This window comes from Streptomyces sp. NBC_00075 (assembly GCF_045041225.1).
GTDB lineage: Bacteria > Actinomycetota > Actinomycetes > Streptomycetales > Streptomycetaceae > Streptomyces > Streptomyces adonidis.
Map to the genome: position 1 here is coordinate 2,920,217 of NZ_CP108243.1, position 17,528 is coordinate 2,937,744.

Sequence of the window (17,528 nt, forward strand, 5' to 3'; positions counted from 1 at the left end):
CCTACCCGGCGGTACCCGACCCGGGAACACCGGAGTTTCCGGCGGTAACGGGAGGAGTCGTACGACCCGCCGCACGGCGCCTGCGCCACAGCACCAGCGGAACCGCGCCCGCGAGGCCCAGCGCGCCCGGGGCGGCGGCGCTCAGGTTCTGGTCGAACGTGTCGGGAATCGGCAGCGTGTCCCAGCGGGTGGGCGGCCAGGCGACGACGATCGCGCGGCCGACGACGTTGTCCACGGGGACGAAGCCCGCGTTCTTGTCCTCCTGGTGGTACCGGGAGTCCAGCGAGTTCTGCCGGTGGTCACCCATGACCCAGATTTTGCCCGTGGGTACCGTGACCTTGAACTGGCCGCCCTGGTCGTCGACGCTGCACGGGGTGTTCCCCGCGTAGACGTACGGCTCGTCGAGCGCCTTGCCGTTGACCTTCAGCGGGCCCGTGCCGTTGCACTCGACGGTGTCCCCGCCGACGCCGATCACGCGCTTGATGAGGTCCTTCTCGTTGGCGGAGGGCATCAGGCCGATCCAGCCGAGGACCCGCTGCACGGGGTTCGGTTCGACGGTCGGCTCGCCGGCCAGCCAGTCGGCGGGGTCGTGGAAGACGACGACCTCACCGCGCTCGGGCTCGGAGCCGAACCACGGGGTCAGCTTGTCGACCAGGACCCGGTCGCCCTGCTCCAGCGTGTGCTGCATGGAGTCCGAGGGGATGGAGAACGCCTGGACCAGGAAGGTCTTGATCAGCAGCGCGAGTACCAGCGCGATACCGATGAGCAGCGGCAACTCCTTCCAGAAGGAGCGCTGCTTCCTGGGCTTGTGGCCGGGTTCGCCGAGGTCCTCCGCCGTCTCGTCCCCGGAGTCCCCGGAGCCCCCCTCACCCGTCCCGGAGGACCCTGAGTCACTCCCGGAGAGCCCTGGGGCCCGGGGGTCACTCTCGGCGGGGCCGGCGTCCTCTGCGGCCGGTGGAACCGGCTCCGCGGGGCGCTGTTCCTCGGGACCGTCCTGTCCGGACCGTGCGCCGACCGCCAAATCCCCCACATCCACTCCTCACTCCGTGCCGCCGCCCGCGCCGGATGCGACGCAGGCCCACCACTCCCATAACGAGCGGGAGTTCCGCAGGGGTCGGGAGCGGGATCGATCCGTACCGATCCGCGGAAGCCACCCTATGCGACTGGCCGAGGGCGGTGGCCGACCCGCCCGGCACCGACGAGAACGTGTCCGGCTCCTCCAGACGGGTCCAGTGACCGAACGGCCAGGCGATGACCATGGCCCGGCCCACGACGGAGTTCAGGGAGACAGTGCCGCTGTACGCCTCGGTGCGGTGGTAGCGGGAGTCGGCGGAGTTGGACCGGTGGTCGCCCATCACCCACAGGCGGCCCTCGGGGACCTTCACCTCGAAGGTGATGGAGGACGGTTTGTTGTCGGGGTGGATGTAGGTCGTCTCTTCGAGCGGCATGCCGTTGACGGTCACGCGGCCCTGGGAGTCACAGCACTTGACGGTGTCGCCGCCGACCGCGACGACCCGCTTGATGAGGTCCTTCTCGTTGTCCGAGGGCAGCAGGCCGATGAAGGTGAGCGCCTGCTTGACCTGCTTGACGACGATGGGGTCCTCGCCCTGCTGGGCCGCCGGCTCGTCGTCGAGCCAGCCGCCGGGGTCCTTGAAGACGACGACGTCACCGCGCTGGGGCTCGGAGCCGAACCAGGGGGTGAACTTGTCCACGAGGACGCGGTCGCCGATCTGGATCGTGTTCTCCATCGAGCCCGACGGGATCACGAACGCCTGCACGAGAAACGTCTTCAGCACCAGGGCTATGAGGACCGCGACGCCCACCAGGAGAGGTATCTCCTTGACGGCCGAACGCCGCCTGCGCCGCTTGACCTTGCGCTGGAGCTTGCGCCGCTCGGCCCGGCCGGGCCTCGCGGCGGCGCCGGCCGCCCGGCGGGAGCCGGTGGGCAGCAGCTGCTCGGCGGGGCTGGTCGGCACCCCGCGCGGCCTGCCGCGGTTACCCATGGACACCGTCCGCGTCAGGCACGCGCGCGTAAGCGCCTGGTCGTTCCAGCCGGGTCCAGTGCTCGCTGGGCCAGGAGATCCAGTCGGCCCTGCCGATCACCCTGCCGACAGGGACCATGCCGCCCCCTGGTGAACCCAGGTGGTCCCGGGAGTCGCTGGAGTCGCTGCGGTGATCCCCCATGACGAAGAGTCTGCCCTCGGGCACCACCACGTCGAAGGACACCGTGGACGGGCTGTCACCGGGGTAAAGGAACGTCGACTCGTCGACCGACCGGCCGTTCACCTCGATCCTCCCCTCCTTGTCGCAGCAGACCACGTGGTCTCTCCCCACACCCACAACGCGCTTGATGTAGTCGGCGTGCCCGAAGTAGCCGGTTCCGTCGAACACGACGACGTCACCTCGCCGCGGCTCGGCACCAAAACGGTACGCCAACTTATTTACGAGAACGCGGTCCCCGATCCTCAATCCGCTCTCCATCGAGCGGCTGGGAATTTCGAACGGCTGGATGACGAACCTGCTGAAGAGCAGCAGAAAAACCAGACAGACCAGCACGGTCAGGGTGATCCGCCCACCCGGGAGCCACTCGGCCGCCCGGGACACCAACGCGAAACGCGACCGGTCCTCCGGCCCTTCGGTGTCCGAGTTCTCCTCGGATCGAACAGGGTGGGAGGAGCGGTCGCGCTCCGTCGGCTGTGCTTCGGTGTCCATCGGGGCAGGATGTTATCCGGCCTCGATGTGAGCCCTCTTTATATCGGGCCCCGCGAAAGCTCAGTTGTCGCGCTTCTCCTTGATCTTCGCGGCCTTGCCGCGCAGCTCACGGAGGTAGTACAGCTTCGCGCGACGCACGTCACCGCGCGTGACCAGCTCGATCTTCTCGACGATCGGGGTGTGCACCGGGAAGGTGCGCTCCACGCCGACGGAGAACGAGACCTTGCGGACCGTGAAGGTCTCGCGGACACCGGCGCCCTGGCGGCGGATGACTACGCCCTTGAACTGCTGCACACGGGAGCGGTTGCCCTCGATGACGCGGACGTGGACGTTGACGGTGTCACCCGGGCGGAAGGCCGGGATGTCGTCGCGCAGCGACGCGGCGTCGACGGAGTCGAGCAGGTTGGACATTTCGTCTGCTTTCTTCGCTGATGCCACAGGTCATCAACGGGAGCTTGGTTTTCGAAAGGATGCTGTCCGTGCCGGGGCGGGCGTCGTGTCCCCCCGTGGCAGGGGCGCACGCCGGACGACGCACAACAGCGACCTATTCTTCCACGCCCTCCGGCCTGCGCCAAAATCGGCCGTCGGTCGAAGGCGCCCACCCCATGATGGAGAGCATCTCGCGGTCCTTCTTGTCGAAGGCGGACGCGTCGGTCTGCTCGATCAGGTCGGGCCGGTTGGCCGCCGTACGACGCAGTGCCTCGTCCCGGCGCCAGCGCGCGATCTTGCCGTGGTGGCCGCTGAGCAGCACGTCCGGGATCTCCCGGCCGCGCCACTGGGGCGGCTTGGTGTAGATCGGCCCCTCCAGGAGGTTGGCCATCGCGCCCGGCGCGAAGGAGTCGTCCCGGTGCGACTCGGCGTTGCCGAGGACCCCGGGCAGCAGCCGCGCCACGGCCTCCGTGATCACGAGTACGGCCGCCTCGCCGCCGGCGAGCACATAGTCGCCGATGGACACCTCGTAGACGGGCATCCGGGTCGCGTACTCGTCGATGACCCGCCGGTCGATGCCCTCGTACCGGGCGGGCGTGAAGAGCAGCCACGGCCGCTCGGACAGCTCGACGGCGAGCGCCTGGGTAAAGGGGCGACCACTGGGCGTGGGCACGACCAGCGCGGGCGTCCCGGAGCCGGTCTCGTACCCCTCGGCCAGTACGTCGTCCAGCGCGTCGCCCCAGGGGTCGGTCTTCATGACCATGCCCGGGCCGCCGCCGTAGGGCGTGTCGTCGACCGTGTTGTGGCGGTCGTACGTCCAGTCCCGAAGATGATGCACGTGCACATTCAGCTGTCCACGCGCGCGTGCCTTGCCGACGAGCGAGACGTTCAGGGGTTCGAGGTACTCGGGGAAGATCGTGACGACATCCAGGCGCATTACGACTCGTCCCGCGACGAGGCGATTTCGGCCTGGTCGTCGATCAACCCGGGCGGCGGGTCGATGACCGCCCGCTGCTCCTCCAGGTCGATCTCCAGCACGATCTCCTCGACGAACGGGACGTACACCTCGCTGCCGTCGGGGCGCTCCACGACGAACAGGTCCTGGGAGGGCAGGTGCGAGATCTCGGTGATGCGTCCGACCTCGGTGCCGTCGGCCAGGACCACGTCGAGGTCCATCAGCTGGTGGTCGTAGTACTCGTCCTCGCCCTCGGGGAGTTCCTCGGGGTCGACGTCGGCGATCAGCAGGACGTTGCGCAGGGCCTCGGCGCCGGTCCGGTCGTGTACGCCCTCGAAGCGCAGCAGGAGCCTGCCGCTGTGGACGCGGCCGGTCTCGATGGTCAGCGGACCCGCCGTGGCCGGGTCGGTGGCCAGGACGGCGCCGGGCGGGAGCCGCAGCTCCGGCTCGTCCGTACGTACCTCGACGGTGACCTCGCCCTTGATGCCGTGGGCGCGGCCCACGCGCGCGACTACGAGCTGCACTTTCTGGAATCTCCTGTCGTGTGCCTACGGCATTACCGCGTAGACGACTACGGGCCGGGGACGGCCCAAGTGGCCCTCCCCGGCCCGAGCCGGTGCTGCGTGATGATCAGCGAACCTGGTCCACGTCGACGAGGTCGACACGGACACCGCGCCCGCCGATGGCACCCACGACGGTTCGCAGGGCACGTGCGGTACGGCCGTTGCGGCCGATCACCTTGCCGAGGTCGTCGGGGTGGACCCTGACCTCCAGAACGCGCCCGCGACGCAGGTCGCGCGAGGCGACCTGCACTTCGTCGGGGTTGTCGACGATGCCCTTCACGAGGTGCTCAAGAGCCTCCTCGAGCATGCTCAGGCCTCGGTCGACGTGGACTCGGCCGCGGCCTCGTCCTTCTTCTCAGCCTTCTTCTTCTGAGTGATGGCCTCACCCTTGCCGTCGCTGTCGCCACCCAGGGCCTCGAACGACGGACGCGCGGCCTTCGGAGCGGCCACGAGCAGCGGAGCCGGGGCGGGCAGACCCTTGAACTTCTGCCAGTCGCCGGTCAGCTTGAGGATGGCGAGAACCGGCTCGGTCGGCTGCGCGCCGACACCCAGCCAGTACTGCGCGCGGTCGGTGTCGACCTCGATGCGCGAGGGGTTCTGCACCGGGTGGTACAGGCCGATCTCCTCGATGGCCCGGCCGTCACGGCGGGTACGGGAGTCGGCGACGACGATGCGGTAGTGAGGCGAACGGATCTTGCCCAGACGCTTCAGCTTGATCTTGACTGCCACGGGAGTGGGTTCTCCTGGATTTGACGTGGTTGGGCACGGCGAGATTGCCGCGTGGGGTTGCGGTACCCGAGTGCCCGATGGACGCGTCAGCCGGAGGCGAGAGGGTTCCTGTGCGGCTGTCGAGTACAGCTGGCCATTCTGCCATACCCTGCGGGTTGCTTGAACCGGAGGGTATGTGCGGCCATGCCTCAGAGGCACCCCGCGTCAGGGTGCCGTAGAGGTCGGTCGTGCAGCCCGGCGCTGTACGGGGTGCCGCTGCGCCCACCCGTGCCGCCCTTAGCGGCACGCATGCCCGCAGCTACGCGTGCGCGGCACCCCGACAGGCGTCTCCCCACGTGTTCCTCCGGCACCCACGAGATGCCGGGTTCGATCACGCGACGGGGCGGAGCCTCACGCGGCGCCCGCGCCCACGATCTCGGGGATTCTGAACGGCTTGCCGCAGCCGCCGCACACGATCGGCGCCTGCGCCAGCACCGACGGGACGACGCGCACGTTGCGACCGCAGTCGCAGACGGCCTTCACGCGCACCCCGCCCCCGGAGGAGCCGTGGCGCGCGGCCGGGCCGCGGAACGCGCGGGTCGTGTCGGCGGACGTGGCCACCGTGTGCGCCTTCAGCGCGCGCTGAAGCCGCTCCATGGTGGGGCGGTAACGCCGCTTCGCCTCGGGGTTGAGCGTGACCAGCGAGAAACCGCTGCTGGGATGCGGTTCCTCGGGGTGGTCCAGGCCCAGCTCCTCGGCGATCGCGAGGAATCTACGGTTGTGGTAGCGGCCGGCCCGGGAGGTGTCGCGTACTCCGCGGGCGGCGGCGATGCCATGGACTGCCTCATGAAGCAGTCGCTCGAAGGAGAGCGCGTGTCCGCAGGCGGACGACGACTCTCCGATCAGGGACTCGGGCGCGGCAAGATCGGGCAGCTCGGGGTGGTACCGCTGAATGTCGGCCCACGCCTGCGCCAGTTCTGCGGCGAGAACAGGTGGTGTCTGTGTCGTGCTCACGTAATGACAACGAGCCTGGGTGCCGCTGTGTTCCGATTCCGGGCCATCCCAAATAATTTGCACGTACCCGTCAGTTGCCGCTGATGCGTCCGGACGAGGGCGGGTGCGCTGATCTGCGGAGAAGCCTCACAGCTCATACCAAGCCGGTGCGTAGCCCCACGTACGACCCGGCGCGTAGACGCTGTCCGCACGCCGGGGCACCTGTGGTCGTCCGGTGCGCAAGAGGCCTTTCGGTCGCTCTCGTCCGTACTTCAGTAAGCGCGCGCGACGACGGCGACGTTACCCGGTGCGTCATCGGCGTCCGGCACCGACCCGTCCGCGGCGACCAGACACCGTACGGTCACCGCGTGCTCACCCAGCCTCGCCTCGCCCTTCTCGCCGAGCACCGCCCAGGGGATGCGCGCCCAGCCGCCGGCGGTCGCCACCTCCACGGCCTCCTCGAACGTCGACACGTCCGACGTACGCGCCTGTCGGCGCTCGCGCGACTGGGCCAGCAGCAGCGCCTGGTCCTCTTCGAGGACAGCGGGCAGCAGTCGTACGAGGGTGTCGAGGGCCACCGGCTCCTTGCCGCCCGGGATCCGGCGGACGAGCATCGCCGTGCCGTTCTCCAGGTCACGGGGGCCGACCTCGATACGGACGGGCACGCCCTTCAGCTCCCAGTCGACGGCGCGGCGGCCGAAGGGCACGTCAGTGCGGTCGTCGACATGGACGCGTACGCCCGCCGCCTTGAGCCGGTCGCCGAGTTCGCGGACCTTGGCCAGAACCGCTTCGTCGCCCTTGATCGCGAGGACCACGGCCTGGATCGCGGCGAGGCGCGGCGGGACCCGCAGGCCGTTGTCGTCCCCGTGGGCCATCACCAGGGCGCCGATCATGCGGGTCGTCGACCCCCAGGACGTCTGCCAGACGAGTTCCTGCCTGCCTTCCTTCGACAGGTAGCCGGTGTTGAACGCCTTGGCGAAGTTCTGGCCCAGTTCATGGCTGGTGGCCATCTGGAGGGCCTTGCCGTCGCCCATCATGGCTTCGAGCGTGAGCGTGTTGATCGCGCCCGCGAAGCGCTCCTTGACCGTCTTGCGGCCGGGAACCGTGTCCATCGCCAGGACGTTCACCACGAAGTCCTCGTAGACGTTGCGGTGGATGTGCGCGGCGAAGGCGCGGGCGTCCTCCTGCGTGGCGTGCGCGGTGTGGCCCTCCTGCCACAGGAACTCCGTCGTCCGGAGGAAGAGCCGGGGCCGCAGTTCCCAACGCACCACGTTCGCCCACTGGTTGATCAGCAGGGGCAGATCGCGGTAGCTCTGCACCCACTTCGAGAAGTAGTCGTTGATGATCATCTCGGAGGTGGGGCGCACCACCACGGGCTCTTCGAGGTCCTTGCCGCCGGCGTGCGTGACCACGGCCAGCTCCGGCGCGAAACCCTCGACGTGCTCGGCCTCCTTGGCGAAGTACGACTGCGGGATCAACAGGGGGAAGTAGGCGTTCTGCGCGCCCGTCTCCTTGATCCGCGCGTCCATCTCGGCCTGCATCCGCTCCCACAGCCCGTAGCCGTACGGCCGGATGACCATGGAGCCCCGCACTGGACCGTTGTCGGCCAACTCCGCCTTGCCGACCAGATCCTGGTACCAGCGGGGGAAGTCAATTGCCTGCGGCGTGAGTACGGGTGCCTTTGCCATGACGCGATGCTACGGGCCCACGTTGCCGGCATGTGAATTCTTTTCGTGAGCACAGCCGGCGCACAACCTCGGCCCCACAACCCCTGGACGACGGGTCAGGAGCGCAGTTTCCTGGCATACGGGGGAAGTGCGGGCGCACTGAACGGGGGCCACCACATCGGGAACAGCGACAACTCTCGGCGGATTGGGGCGCTTTCGATGACACCTACGCTCGTGCGGCAGCACCAGCCTCACGCGGGTCCGACGACCCGCGTGGACCTGTGCGCACGCGCGCGTGACTGGTCGGAGATCCAGGAGCGGATGCTCGTACCGCTCTACGAGACCGTCTATGAACGGCTGGAAGTGGGCAGCGGCACCCGGCTGCTCGGCCTCGGCTGCGGCTCGGGCCTGGCCCTGTTGATGGCCGCCGCGAGAGGCGCCGCCGTCACCGGTGTCGAGGCCTCGTCACCCGAACGGCTGACCCTCGCGCGGGAGCGTTTACTGCCCGAATCGTCAGGCACGCGCGCGCGTGCCGACACCCGGCTCGTGGCGAGCCTCCCTAGGGAGGCGGACGCGCCCCCGTACACCCTGGTGACCGCGTTCGAGCCGATCGGCTCTCTCGCGGGCGACTCCGAAGGACTCGCCGAGACCCTCGCGGCGGTGGTACCCCCGGTCGAACGCGGCACGCCCGTGGTGCTCGCGGGCTGGGGTCCGCCGGAGCGCTGCGCCACATCGGCCGTGCTGCGGGTGGCGACCCGGCTCGCGGAACCACTGCGCGTCACGGGCAGCTGGCGCCCCGCGCTCCGCGACGACCTGGAGGAGGTCGCCCAGCGGGCGGGCCTGCGCCCGGACGGCTCCGGACGGGTGGCGTGCCCGTTCGGGTACGCCGACATGGGCAGCGCGGTACGAGGGCTGCTGTCGACGGGGCTCTTCGACGCGGCGATCGCGGCGACCGGCCAGGAGCAGGTCGACAAGGAGCTGGCGGAGGCGCTGCATCCGCATCAGCGGCGGGACGGCACGATCTGGATGCCGAACGTCTTCCGGTACCTCATCGCCCTGACGGTGTGAGCCGGCTCAGTCGTCCTTGCCCAGGCGCGCGATCCCGGCGACCCGGTACGCGTCCGCCTCCTCCAGCGTCTCGTTCTCCAGCAGGGCCGCGGCCAGCGCGTCCAGTTGGGCCCGGTGGTCGCGGAGCTTGCCGCAGGCCTCGTCGTAGCACTCGTCGACGATGCGCCGCATCTCGTGCTCGATCACGTCCAGGGTCTGCGGAGCCGCCGAGAGGCCGTACGCCTGCTGGGCGTCGTTCGGGAGCGCCGAGAGCCGGCCGACCCGCTCGCTCATGCCCCAGCGCGCGACCATGCCACGCACGATATTGGTCACCTGTTCGAGGTCGTTCTCCGCACCCGTGGTGACGACCCCGAAGACGACCTGTTCCGCGGCCATCCCGCCCAGCGCACCGATGATCCGACCGCGCAGATACTCCTCCGTGTACGCGTATCTGTCGGCGTCGGGCGTGGAGAGCGTGACACCGAGCGCCCGCCCCCTGGGCACGATGGTGATCTTGCGGACCGGGTCGGCGCCCGGCTGGAGCATGCCGAGCAGGGCGTGGCCGCTCTCGTGATAGGCCGTGCGCCGACGCTCCTCGGCGGGCATGACCAGCGGGCGTTCGGCGCCCAGTTGCACCTTCTCCAGCGCCTCCGACAGATCGGTCTGCGTCACCAGCTCCTGCTTGCGCTTGACCGCGAGCAGCGCGGCCTCGTTGGCCAGGTTGGCCAGTTCGGCGCCGGTCATCCCCGGCGTCGTACGGGCGACCTGGGCCAGGTCCACGCCCGGGGCCAGCGGGATCTGCCGGGTGTGGATCTCCAGGATCGCCTCACGGCCGCCCCGGTCCGGCGGCGAGACACTGACGACCCGGTCGAAACGGCCCGGGCGGGTCAGGGCGGGGTCCAGGACATCGGCGCGGTTGGTGGCGGCGAGGACGATGACGCCCTCGGAGCCGGAGAAGCCGTCCATCTCGGTGAGGATCTGGTTCAGGGTCTGCTCGCGCTCGTCGTGGCCGCCCATGCCGGCGCCGCTGCCGCGGACCCGCCCGATGGTGTCGATCTCGTCGATGAAGATGATGGACGGGGCGACCTTGCGGGCCTCGGCGAACAGCTCACGCACCCGCGAGGCGCCCACGCCCACGATCATCTCGATGAACTCCGACGCGGAGGCCGAGAAGAAGGGCACCCCCGCCTCCCCGGCGACCGCGCGCGCGAGCAGCGTCTTGCCGGTGCCCGGCCGCCCGGCCAGCAGCACCCCGCGCGGCATCTTGGCGCCCATGCGCCGGTAGGCGTCCGGGTTCTTCAGGAAGTCGACGACGTCGTTCAGCTCGCCCTCGACCTCGTCGATGCCCGCCACGTCCCCGAACGTCGTGCGCTCGGCGCCCGGCTGCAGTTCGACCGGCTTGGGCGGCGCCTTGCGCCCCAGCATGCCGCCCCCGCCGCCCAGCCCCGGACTCATCCGCCGCGCGATGAAGACCCACAGGACGACGAGTAGCAGCATCGGAGCGAGCGAGATCAACAGGTTGAACAGGAGGCTGCGCTGCTTGACGACCGGTTCCGCCGTGACGGTGACGTTGTTCTTGGTCAGGTCCTCCCAGAGCTGGTCGTCCGCGAACTCCGGGCGCTGGGTCTTGAACTTGGTGTACTTGCCGTCGCCCTCGGGGTTGTCCTGGGCCTTCTTCAACTGACCCTGGATCGCGTCGCCCTTGGAGTAGATCTTGCTGACGTTGCCGGAGTCGACCTGCTTGCTGAACGCGGTGTACGAGATCGTCGGCTCGTCACCCTCGTTGAAGAGGGACAGCGCGAGGTAGGCGACGAGGAAGACGAACAGGGCGGCGAAGACCAGGTTCCACCAGCCGCCCCGCATCCGCCGCCCACCGGGTGACGGCTTCGGCGGCTCCTCGTCCGGAGTGCCCTCGGAACGCCACGGCTGGTCGGGGGCCTTGCGCGGCGGCACAGGGTTGCTCATATGCGGACGTTACGACACACCCCGGGCGCGGGCACGCGCAGAAAGCGCGAGGGCGCCCCTCCGGCGAGGGGCGCCCTGAACGACGTAAGGACCTGTCCGATCAGCCCATGAACTTCTTGAACTCGTCCGGCAGCTCGAAGTCCTGGCCGGCCTGCTGGCCCGGCAGACCGAACGCGCCGCCCGGAGCGCCCTGGGGGCCGGCGGCCCTGCGCGCGGCCTCCTCCTGCTCCTGCTGCTTGCGCTTCATCGGGTTGCCGGAGCGCTGCTTGCCCTTGGCCTGCTTGGGCTGCTTCTTCGAGCGGCCGGGGCCGCCACCCATGCCCGGCATCCCGGGCATCCCCGGCATGCCGCCGCCCTGAGCCATGCGGGACATCATCTTGCGGGCCTCGAAGAACCGCTCGACCAGGCCCTTGACCGCGCTGACCTCGACACCGGAACCCTTGGCGATACGGGCGCGGCGCGAGCCGTTGATGATCGTCGCGTCCTGGCGCTCGGCCGGGGTCATCGACTTGATGATGGCCGCCGTACGGTCCACATCGCGCTCGTCGAGGTTGTTGATCTGGTCCTTGATCTGCCCCATGCCGGGCAGCATGCCGAGCAGCTTGGAGATGCTGCCCATCTTCCTGACCTGCTCCATCTGGGCCAGGAAGTCGTCCAGGGTGAAGTCCTGGCCCTTCTTGGACGCCAGCTTGGAGGCCATGGCCTCCGCTTCTTCCTGGCTGAACGTCTTCTCCGCCTGCTCGATCAGGGTGAGGAGGTCACCCATGTCGAGGATGCGGGAGGCCATCCGGTCGGGGTGGAACGCGTCGAAGTCGTCGAGCTTCTCGCCGTTCGACGCGAACATGATCGGCTTGCCGGTCACCGAGGCGATGGAGAGCGCGGCACCACCACGGGCGTCACCGTCGAGCTTCGACAGGACGACACCGTCGAACCCGACACCGTCCCGGAAGGCCTCGGCCGTGTTGACGGCGTCCTGGCCGATCATGGCGTCGACGACGAAGAGGATCTCGTCCGGGCTCACGGCATCCCGGATGTCCGCGGCCTGCTGCATCAGCTCGGCGTCGATACCGAGGCGCCCGGCGGTGTCCACGATGACGATGTCGTGGACCTTGGTCTTCGCGAACTCCATGGAGTCCTTGGCGACCTTGACCGGGTCACCGACCCCGTTGCCCGGCTCGGGCGCGTAGACCGCGACCCCGGCCCGCTCGGCGACGACGCTGAGCTGGTTGACGGCGTTGGGGCGCTGGAGGTCGGCGGCGACGAGGAGGGGCGAGTGCCCCTGGTCCTTGAGCCACTTGCCGAGCTTGCCCGCGAGCGTGGTCTTACCGGCACCCTGGAGACCGGCCAGCATGATGACGGTGGGCGGGTTCTTGGCGAAGCGGAGACGGCGGGTCTCGCCGCCGAGGATCGTCACCAGCTCTTCGTTGACGATCTTGAGGACCTGCTGGGCGGGATTCAGGGCCTTGGAGACATCGCTGCCGAGCGCCCTCTCCTTCACGTTCTTGATGAACGTCCGCACGACCGGCAGGGCCACGTCGGCTTCGAGGAGCGCGATACGAATCTCGCGGGCCGTGGCGTCGATGTCCGCCTCGGAAAGCCGGCCCTTGCCCCGGAGCGTTTTGAAGGTGGCTTGGAGGCGATCGGAGAGAGTATCGAACACGGCGGCGTCGGTCCTCGGAGTCGGGGGCAGAGTGGGCTGTTCTCCAGGGTATCCGGCCGGGTGCGGTGAGGTCTCCACCCAGAGGGTGAGGACTGGGTGGGGGTGGGTCAGGGGCCCAGGTGTTTGACGGCCGCCCGTTTGAACAGGGTGCCGTCCGGACCGATGCGTGGCAGCTCCCTGTGGAGGAGCCGGGCCACGCTGTCCGGACGGTTTTCCTCCCCCGCCCTGATGAACTCCCGGTACACGGAGTCCGCGACCCCGATCCCACGGTCGTCGGCCGTCCCCTGCATCGCGAGCACGTGGCTGTAACCGGCAGCCTGGAATGCCGCAAGGATCCGCCAGATCTCGCTCTCGGGGGCGTTGTCCGGGTCGGGCTCGTCCCATCCGGCGAGATAGATCATGGCCCCGTCGGGGACGACGCCCTCCGGAAGATCACGCCAGTCGAGTACACCGTCGGCGAGGTGCAGCCGGGGGGCACCGTCGAAGTGGGCGGGCCCGTCGTACTGGAAGAACCTGCGGCGGCTCCGGGCCAGTTCCGCCGTGACCCTGGCGACCGTTGCGTTCGCTCCTCTGAGGATCGTCGCCCCGGGAGACATCACGCGGACCGGGTTTCCACCGTCTGCCAGGACCACCAACGTCGAGCGTGGGTCGACGAGAAACGCTGGCCTCATCCGGTCTCTGGCTGTCATGAGGGCCCGGAGGCTCGGCGTATAGGAGGTGACGACGCCCACCATCTGTCCCGTCTCCACGGCATGCACGGGAAGCTTCGTGAACAAGCCGTTGGGGCACCACCAGATGCGGTCCACCGAGTCTCCCGCTGTCCCGAGACCGCCCATGACGGGCTCGACGGTTCTCGACGACAGCCAGCCGAACAGCTCGGTCATACCGGACGCCCGCTGTTCGGCGTCGGACAATGCCACCACGCGCGCATAGTCCTCCGCTCGCTGGGCCAGTACGTCATGGCCGAACGGCAGCTTCATCGACGTGACCCCGTCGAGTGCGACGACCAGGGCATCACATCGGCGCCGGGCCGCGTTCAGCACGACGACGGGGCCTTCCGAGGCGGCCGACAGCAGTGCGGTGACCGGAACGGGCATCGTACGGATCAGGCGGTACAGGGTGGCCGCCATCCTGTCCGGCCGCAGCGTGGCCTGCGGCTCTGCCGCGTTCGTGCGGAGGTCGAGATGGGCCCAGAGCCGGGTCAGCTCGGGTGTGAGGTCGATGCCGGGCCGGCGGGCCACCCGCGCCGACAACACCTCCTCCCGCTCTTCGAGGAACTCCAGCGCGCGTTCCGGCCGGCCGACCTCGATCGCACAGGCCGCCGCCTCCCGGGCCCGCGCCTCCCACTCCACGCCCAGGTGTTCCCGCTCGCCGAGCGACAGCAGCAGCGCGGGCGGAAGATCCTCGCTCACGGCCTCATGGCTCCGTACGAGGTCGTCCGGGTCGTCGGTGAGTTCCGCCAACCGTGCCCACAGCCTCGCGGCGGCGAGCCGCTGGTGGGGCGGTACCGAGGTCCGCGCGAACAGACCCCGCATGTCCGCCTGTGCCTCGCGCAACCGTGACTCCACCCCCATGCCCACCACGATCTCGGCGGTGAGCAACCGGGCGGCCGGCGGAACGCCCTCCGGCAGGGCGTCCAGCACCTCCAGCGCAGCCGCGAGGTCGCGCCGTTCGAGCAGCGCCGACGCGAGGGCGACGGCATGGTCCACCCGGACGGCAGGGCGGACCAGCGGAGAGTCGATGTCCGCCGACCTCAGGACGTCTACGGCCTCGTCGAGGGACGCCGGGTCACCGATCGCGCGGTGGCGCATGATCAGGGCCTCGGACAGCTGAGCCCGGGCCACATGGGTGTGCGGGAGGCTCGGGCAGGCCCTGACAGCGTGCGCGGCCTCCCTGGCGACGTCGACCGCCTCGTCCAGGTCGGCCAGGTCCCCGTCCTCGCGGTAGGCGTCGATCAGACACCGGTTGAGGCCGTTGAGAGCGGCCCGCCGCCACACCGACGGCTCCGGCAGGAGCGCCAGGGCTTCCCGCAGGCAGTGGCGGGCCTCGTCCAGCATCTCCTGATCCTTCAGCAGCCGATACCGCAGCCGCAGCGTGTCGGCGAGGGTGACCGACAGTTGCGCCCTCCGCAACTGGCTGTCTCCGGGCAGCTCCCTGAGAACCCAACGCAGCCCGTTCACGGCCGCGTCGAGGTCGTCCCACACTCCCTCGGTACGGAACCGATGCAGCGACAACTCGGCCTGAACTGCCCCTCTTTCGGCCCTTGCGGAATCCAGTGACGTAGGCGACGCAAGCCTGGCAACCCCCTCGACCCGCGCCAGTTCACCCGGGTACCCCGTCACCTCGTGCCGAGCCAGATAGACCCGGGCCAGCGCGAGCGCCGTCTCCTGTTCCTCCTCCGGAGAGCGGATCGCCCGCCCGCTCAGCTCCAGCGCGCGGGACAGGTGGTCCCCGTTCGGATCGGCCCCGTGGAAGACCACGTACGTGCGCAGCAGCTCGGTCAGGAGCCACCCCCTGTCCCCTCCCCGTGCCCGGCGGACCTGTGGCTGAAGTGCGTCCAGAGCCGCCTGGAGGTCGAAGATGTCACCGGTGTACGCGAACAGCTCGCGATGAGCCGCTCCGCAGACGGTCCAGGCGCGTACGGCGAGCCCCTCCCCGGCGGTCGACCACACCCTGCTGCTGATCTCGACAGCCCGTTCGAGGGGCCGCCGGGAGCCGCGGTACGCGCCCAGCAGGTACTGCGCCTCCGCCGCCGCGCACCCGAACCCGGGCCAGTCCTGGGCCTCGTACCCGGTCTCCAGGGCACGCTCGGCGAGCCGGACCGCCCGAGTCAGTGCCCCGTAGTCGTCCGCGTCCCGGAAACGCCGGAGAAGGTTCTGGAGGGTCCTGGTCAGCCGGGGAGTCAGCTCGGCCCGTACCCCCTCGGCGAGCTGCGCGTGCAGCTCCTCCTCCGCCGGAAAACGGAACGGAGCAGGATCCTCCGGTTCGGTCGGGGCGAGCACGGGCGGCTCGATCACGTACACATGCCCCGCCCCCGTCCGCAGCTCGACCCTCCCCGTCCCCTCCTCCAGGCTGGTGACCACCCCGTCGGCGAAGCGGACGAGCCGGCTCTCGGACTCCGTGACCACCGCGACGACGCGCGGACGGGTGTCGGGCACGAGGATCGCGCGGGCCCCGTTCCCCCACACCCCCTCCACTCCCGTCTCGTCACCCAGCACCAGCGCGTCCCCGTCCCTGAACACGCCGATCCGTACCTCCCCGACCGCCTCGGCGACCGTCGCCACCTCGGCGAGCGTCAGTTCGGGCCCCGTGTCCGGGTCGAGCGAGGGGACATGGGCGAGCGCCGCGTGCGCCAGTGTCCTGGCGGCCGGTGTCGCGCGGGCTTCGGCCGGGAGCCGGTGCCACGCCTCCGCGAACCACCCGGCGAGCCCGGTGCGCCGTTCCCGTACGAGCGCGTGCAGGGCCCGGTTGAGGTGTTCCGTGGCCTTCTCCGTGTCGCCGTGCAGGCTGTGCCAGGTGATCTGTTCCTCCAGGAACAGGGCGGGCGACAGGTCCCGGTGCAGTTCGGTGACGATGTCGACGACCTGCCCCAGACGGGGGTCCGCCGCCAGGAGGTCCACCAGGACCCCGCGCAGGTGCGGCAGACACTCCGGAAGCAGCGCGATGGCTTCGGGAGTGCGGGCGCCCACCCAGTCGCTGAACCACAGATCGGCCTCGGCGCCCACGTCGAGATGCGGCAGCAGCCGCAGCCGGACCGCGCGGATCAGTTCGGGTTCGATCCGCGTGGCGAAGCTCAGCAGGGCGGCGAGTTCCCACGCACCCCGTCCGGGCGCCGGAGGGAGTTCCGGGGCGGGACCGGTCATCGCGCCCTCACCTGGAACTGGACCCCTCCCGTGGTCGTCGTACGGTCCCAGCTCACCAGCGGCAGCAGTGCGGGCATCCAGGCCTGCCAGCGGTCGGGCGGGTACGGCGACAGCGCGACGGCCACGCACCCCGCGCGCGTGACGAGTCCGACGAAGCCCTCCCAGTCCGCGCGTGTGGAGCGCGGCGGCTCGTGCGGCGGGCCGCCCAGACCCAGGTCGGAGAGGAGTAGAACACGGGTCCCGCGCGCGGGTGGCTCGTACGCCGTGCGGGTCCAGCGGACGCCGGTGCCCGTGCCCCACTGCGGCGCGTCGGAGAAGTAGCCCACGTCGACGAGGTCGGGGCCGACCACCGAGCGGATACGCGCGACCAGCTCGTCCTGGTCCCGGCGGAACGGCTGGAGTCCGGTGCCCCGGTCCACCAGCACCTGGACGCCGTACCGCAGGGTCGGCACGAGCACGCGCGGCAGCCACTGGACCGGGCGGCCGTGGGCGAGCGTGTCGATCAGCGCCCGGGTGTCGACGGGGCCCTCGGCGACCTGGCGGGAGAGCGCGGCCCGGAGGATGGCGGCGGTCCAGTCGGGCTCCAGCAAGGGCTGGTGCGGGAGGAGGGCGCGTTCGGCGCTGGGGGCGGCGAGCGGTTCGGCGCGGGCCGGGGACACACCGGTCGGATCCACACGCGTCGGCTCCAGGAGAGGCAACCGCTGGTCGAGGGGCGGAGGTTCGCTGTGCCCCTCGGGAGTGTCCGCCGGGGGCGGTGGCGAGTCGGTCGCGGGGCTCGGAGTCCGTTGCGAGCGAGGGCGCGGTGGTGTGACCGGGCGGGGCTGCGGGGAGGTGACCGCCGGTGCGGGGGCGGCGGTCGTCCCGGTGAATCCCAGCAGCCGCAGGACCTGTCGGCGTTCGGCGTCGTCCTCGGCCACCTCCAGCGCCCGGACCACATCCCCGACCCATACGCCCGGCCCCATTCGG

The 17,528-nt window shown here is 70.1% G+C and carries 15 protein-coding genes; 1 reads left to right on the forward strand and 14 read right to left on the reverse strand.

All coding sequences use genetic code 11. The features are described from left to right. Nucleotide 1 precedes the first annotated feature (1 nt). The 10 genes from lepB (OG787_RS12345) to proS all read right to left on the reverse strand — a co-directional run bounded on the left by lepB (OG787_RS12345) (nucleotide 2) and on the right by proS (nucleotide 8,048). Nucleotides 2-1,030 (reverse strand): signal peptidase I, encoded by a 1,029-nt coding sequence (gene lepB, locus OG787_RS12345; protein WP_405535218.1) that lies wholly within the window; start codon nucleotides 1,028-1,030, stop codon nucleotides 2-4. Beyond that, on the reverse strand, nucleotides 921-2,003 hold the full coding sequence (gene lepB / locus OG787_RS12350; protein ID WP_369035490.1) for a signal peptidase I: 1,083 nt from the start codon (nucleotides 2,001-2,003) through the stop codon (nucleotides 921-923). The genes lepB (OG787_RS12345) and lepB (OG787_RS12350) overlap by 110 nt, the downstream gene beginning before the upstream one ends. Then, nucleotides 1,996-2,712 carry a signal peptidase I gene (lepB, locus tag OG787_RS12355; protein WP_405535219.1) on the reverse strand — a complete coding sequence of 239 codons (717 nt, stop codon included), beginning with the start codon at nucleotides 2,710-2,712 and terminating at the stop codon, nucleotides 1,996-1,998. Before lepB (OG787_RS12355) ends, lepB (OG787_RS12350) begins: the two co-directional genes overlap by 8 nt. Before the next feature lie 60 nt (nucleotides 2,713-2,772). Beyond that, nucleotides 2,773-3,123 (reverse strand): 50S ribosomal protein L19, encoded by a 351-nt coding sequence (gene rplS / locus OG787_RS12360; RefSeq protein ID WP_235474558.1) that lies wholly within the window; start codon nucleotides 3,121-3,123, stop codon nucleotides 2,773-2,775. A 133-nt stretch (nucleotides 3,124-3,256) separates the two neighbouring features. Then, a complete protein-coding gene (trmD, locus tag OG787_RS12365) occupies nucleotides 3,257-4,078 on the reverse strand; it encodes a tRNA (guanosine(37)-N1)-methyltransferase TrmD (RefSeq protein ID WP_405535220.1) in 822 nt (273 codons plus the stop codon). Further along, nucleotides 4,078-4,620 (reverse strand): ribosome maturation factor RimM, encoded by a 543-nt coding sequence (gene rimM / locus OG787_RS12370; protein ID WP_405535221.1) that lies wholly within the window; start codon nucleotides 4,618-4,620, stop codon nucleotides 4,078-4,080. The genes trmD and rimM overlap by 1 nt, the downstream gene beginning before the upstream one ends. A gap of 106 nt (nucleotides 4,621-4,726) precedes the next feature. Beyond that, entirely contained in the window at nucleotides 4,727-4,966 is a 240-nt protein-coding gene (locus tag OG787_RS12375) for an RNA-binding protein (RefSeq protein ID WP_006373563.1), read from the reverse strand. Nucleotides 4,967-4,968: 2 nt separating this feature from the next. After that, nucleotides 4,969-5,388: a 30S ribosomal protein S16 gene (rpsP, locus tag OG787_RS12380; protein ID WP_369035494.1), complete on the reverse strand. Its 420-nt coding sequence runs from the start codon at nucleotides 5,386-5,388 to the stop codon at nucleotides 4,969-4,971. Nucleotides 5,389-5,778: 390 nt separating this feature from the next. Next, complete coding sequence (locus OG787_RS12385) at nucleotides 5,779-6,381, reverse strand: hypothetical protein (RefSeq protein ID WP_105973762.1); 603 nt, start codon at nucleotides 6,379-6,381, stop codon at nucleotides 5,779-5,781. 251 nt (nucleotides 6,382-6,632) lie between these two features. After that, nucleotides 6,633-8,048 (reverse strand): proline--tRNA ligase, encoded by a 1,416-nt coding sequence (gene proS / locus OG787_RS12390; protein ID WP_405535222.1) that lies wholly within the window; start codon nucleotides 8,046-8,048, stop codon nucleotides 6,633-6,635. A 198-nt stretch (nucleotides 8,049-8,246) separates the two neighbouring features. Here proS and OG787_RS12395 point away from each other — a divergent pair, with 198 nt between their 5' ends. Further along, nucleotides 8,247-9,095, forward strand: coding sequence for an SAM-dependent methyltransferase (locus OG787_RS12395; RefSeq protein WP_369035496.1), 849 nt, complete (start codon nucleotides 8,247-8,249; stop codon nucleotides 9,093-9,095). A 6-nt stretch (nucleotides 9,096-9,101) separates the two neighbouring features. Here OG787_RS12395 and ftsH read toward each other — a convergent pair whose 3' ends face one another. From ftsH to OG787_RS12415, 4 genes are all read right to left on the reverse strand, one after another. Further along, nucleotides 9,102-11,039, reverse strand: a complete 1,938-nt coding sequence (gene ftsH, locus OG787_RS12400) for an ATP-dependent zinc metalloprotease FtsH (RefSeq protein ID WP_405535223.1) — start codon at nucleotides 11,037-11,039, stop codon at nucleotides 9,102-9,104. A gap of 100 nt (nucleotides 11,040-11,139) precedes the next feature. After that, nucleotides 11,140-12,699 (reverse strand): signal recognition particle protein, encoded by a 1,560-nt coding sequence (ffh, locus tag OG787_RS12405; RefSeq protein WP_369035498.1) that lies wholly within the window; start codon nucleotides 12,697-12,699, stop codon nucleotides 11,140-11,142. A 107-nt stretch (nucleotides 12,700-12,806) separates the two neighbouring features. Then, nucleotides 12,807-16,562, reverse strand: a complete 3,756-nt coding sequence (locus OG787_RS12410) for a hypothetical protein (RefSeq protein WP_405535224.1) — start codon at nucleotides 16,560-16,562, stop codon at nucleotides 12,807-12,809. Next, nucleotides 16,559-17,524 carry a hypothetical protein gene (locus OG787_RS12415; protein WP_405535225.1) on the reverse strand — a complete coding sequence of 322 codons (966 nt, stop codon included), beginning with the start codon at nucleotides 17,522-17,524 and terminating at the stop codon, nucleotides 16,559-16,561. Before OG787_RS12415 ends, OG787_RS12410 begins: the two co-directional genes overlap by 4 nt. Between the last annotated feature and the right edge of the window lie 4 nt (nucleotides 17,525-17,528).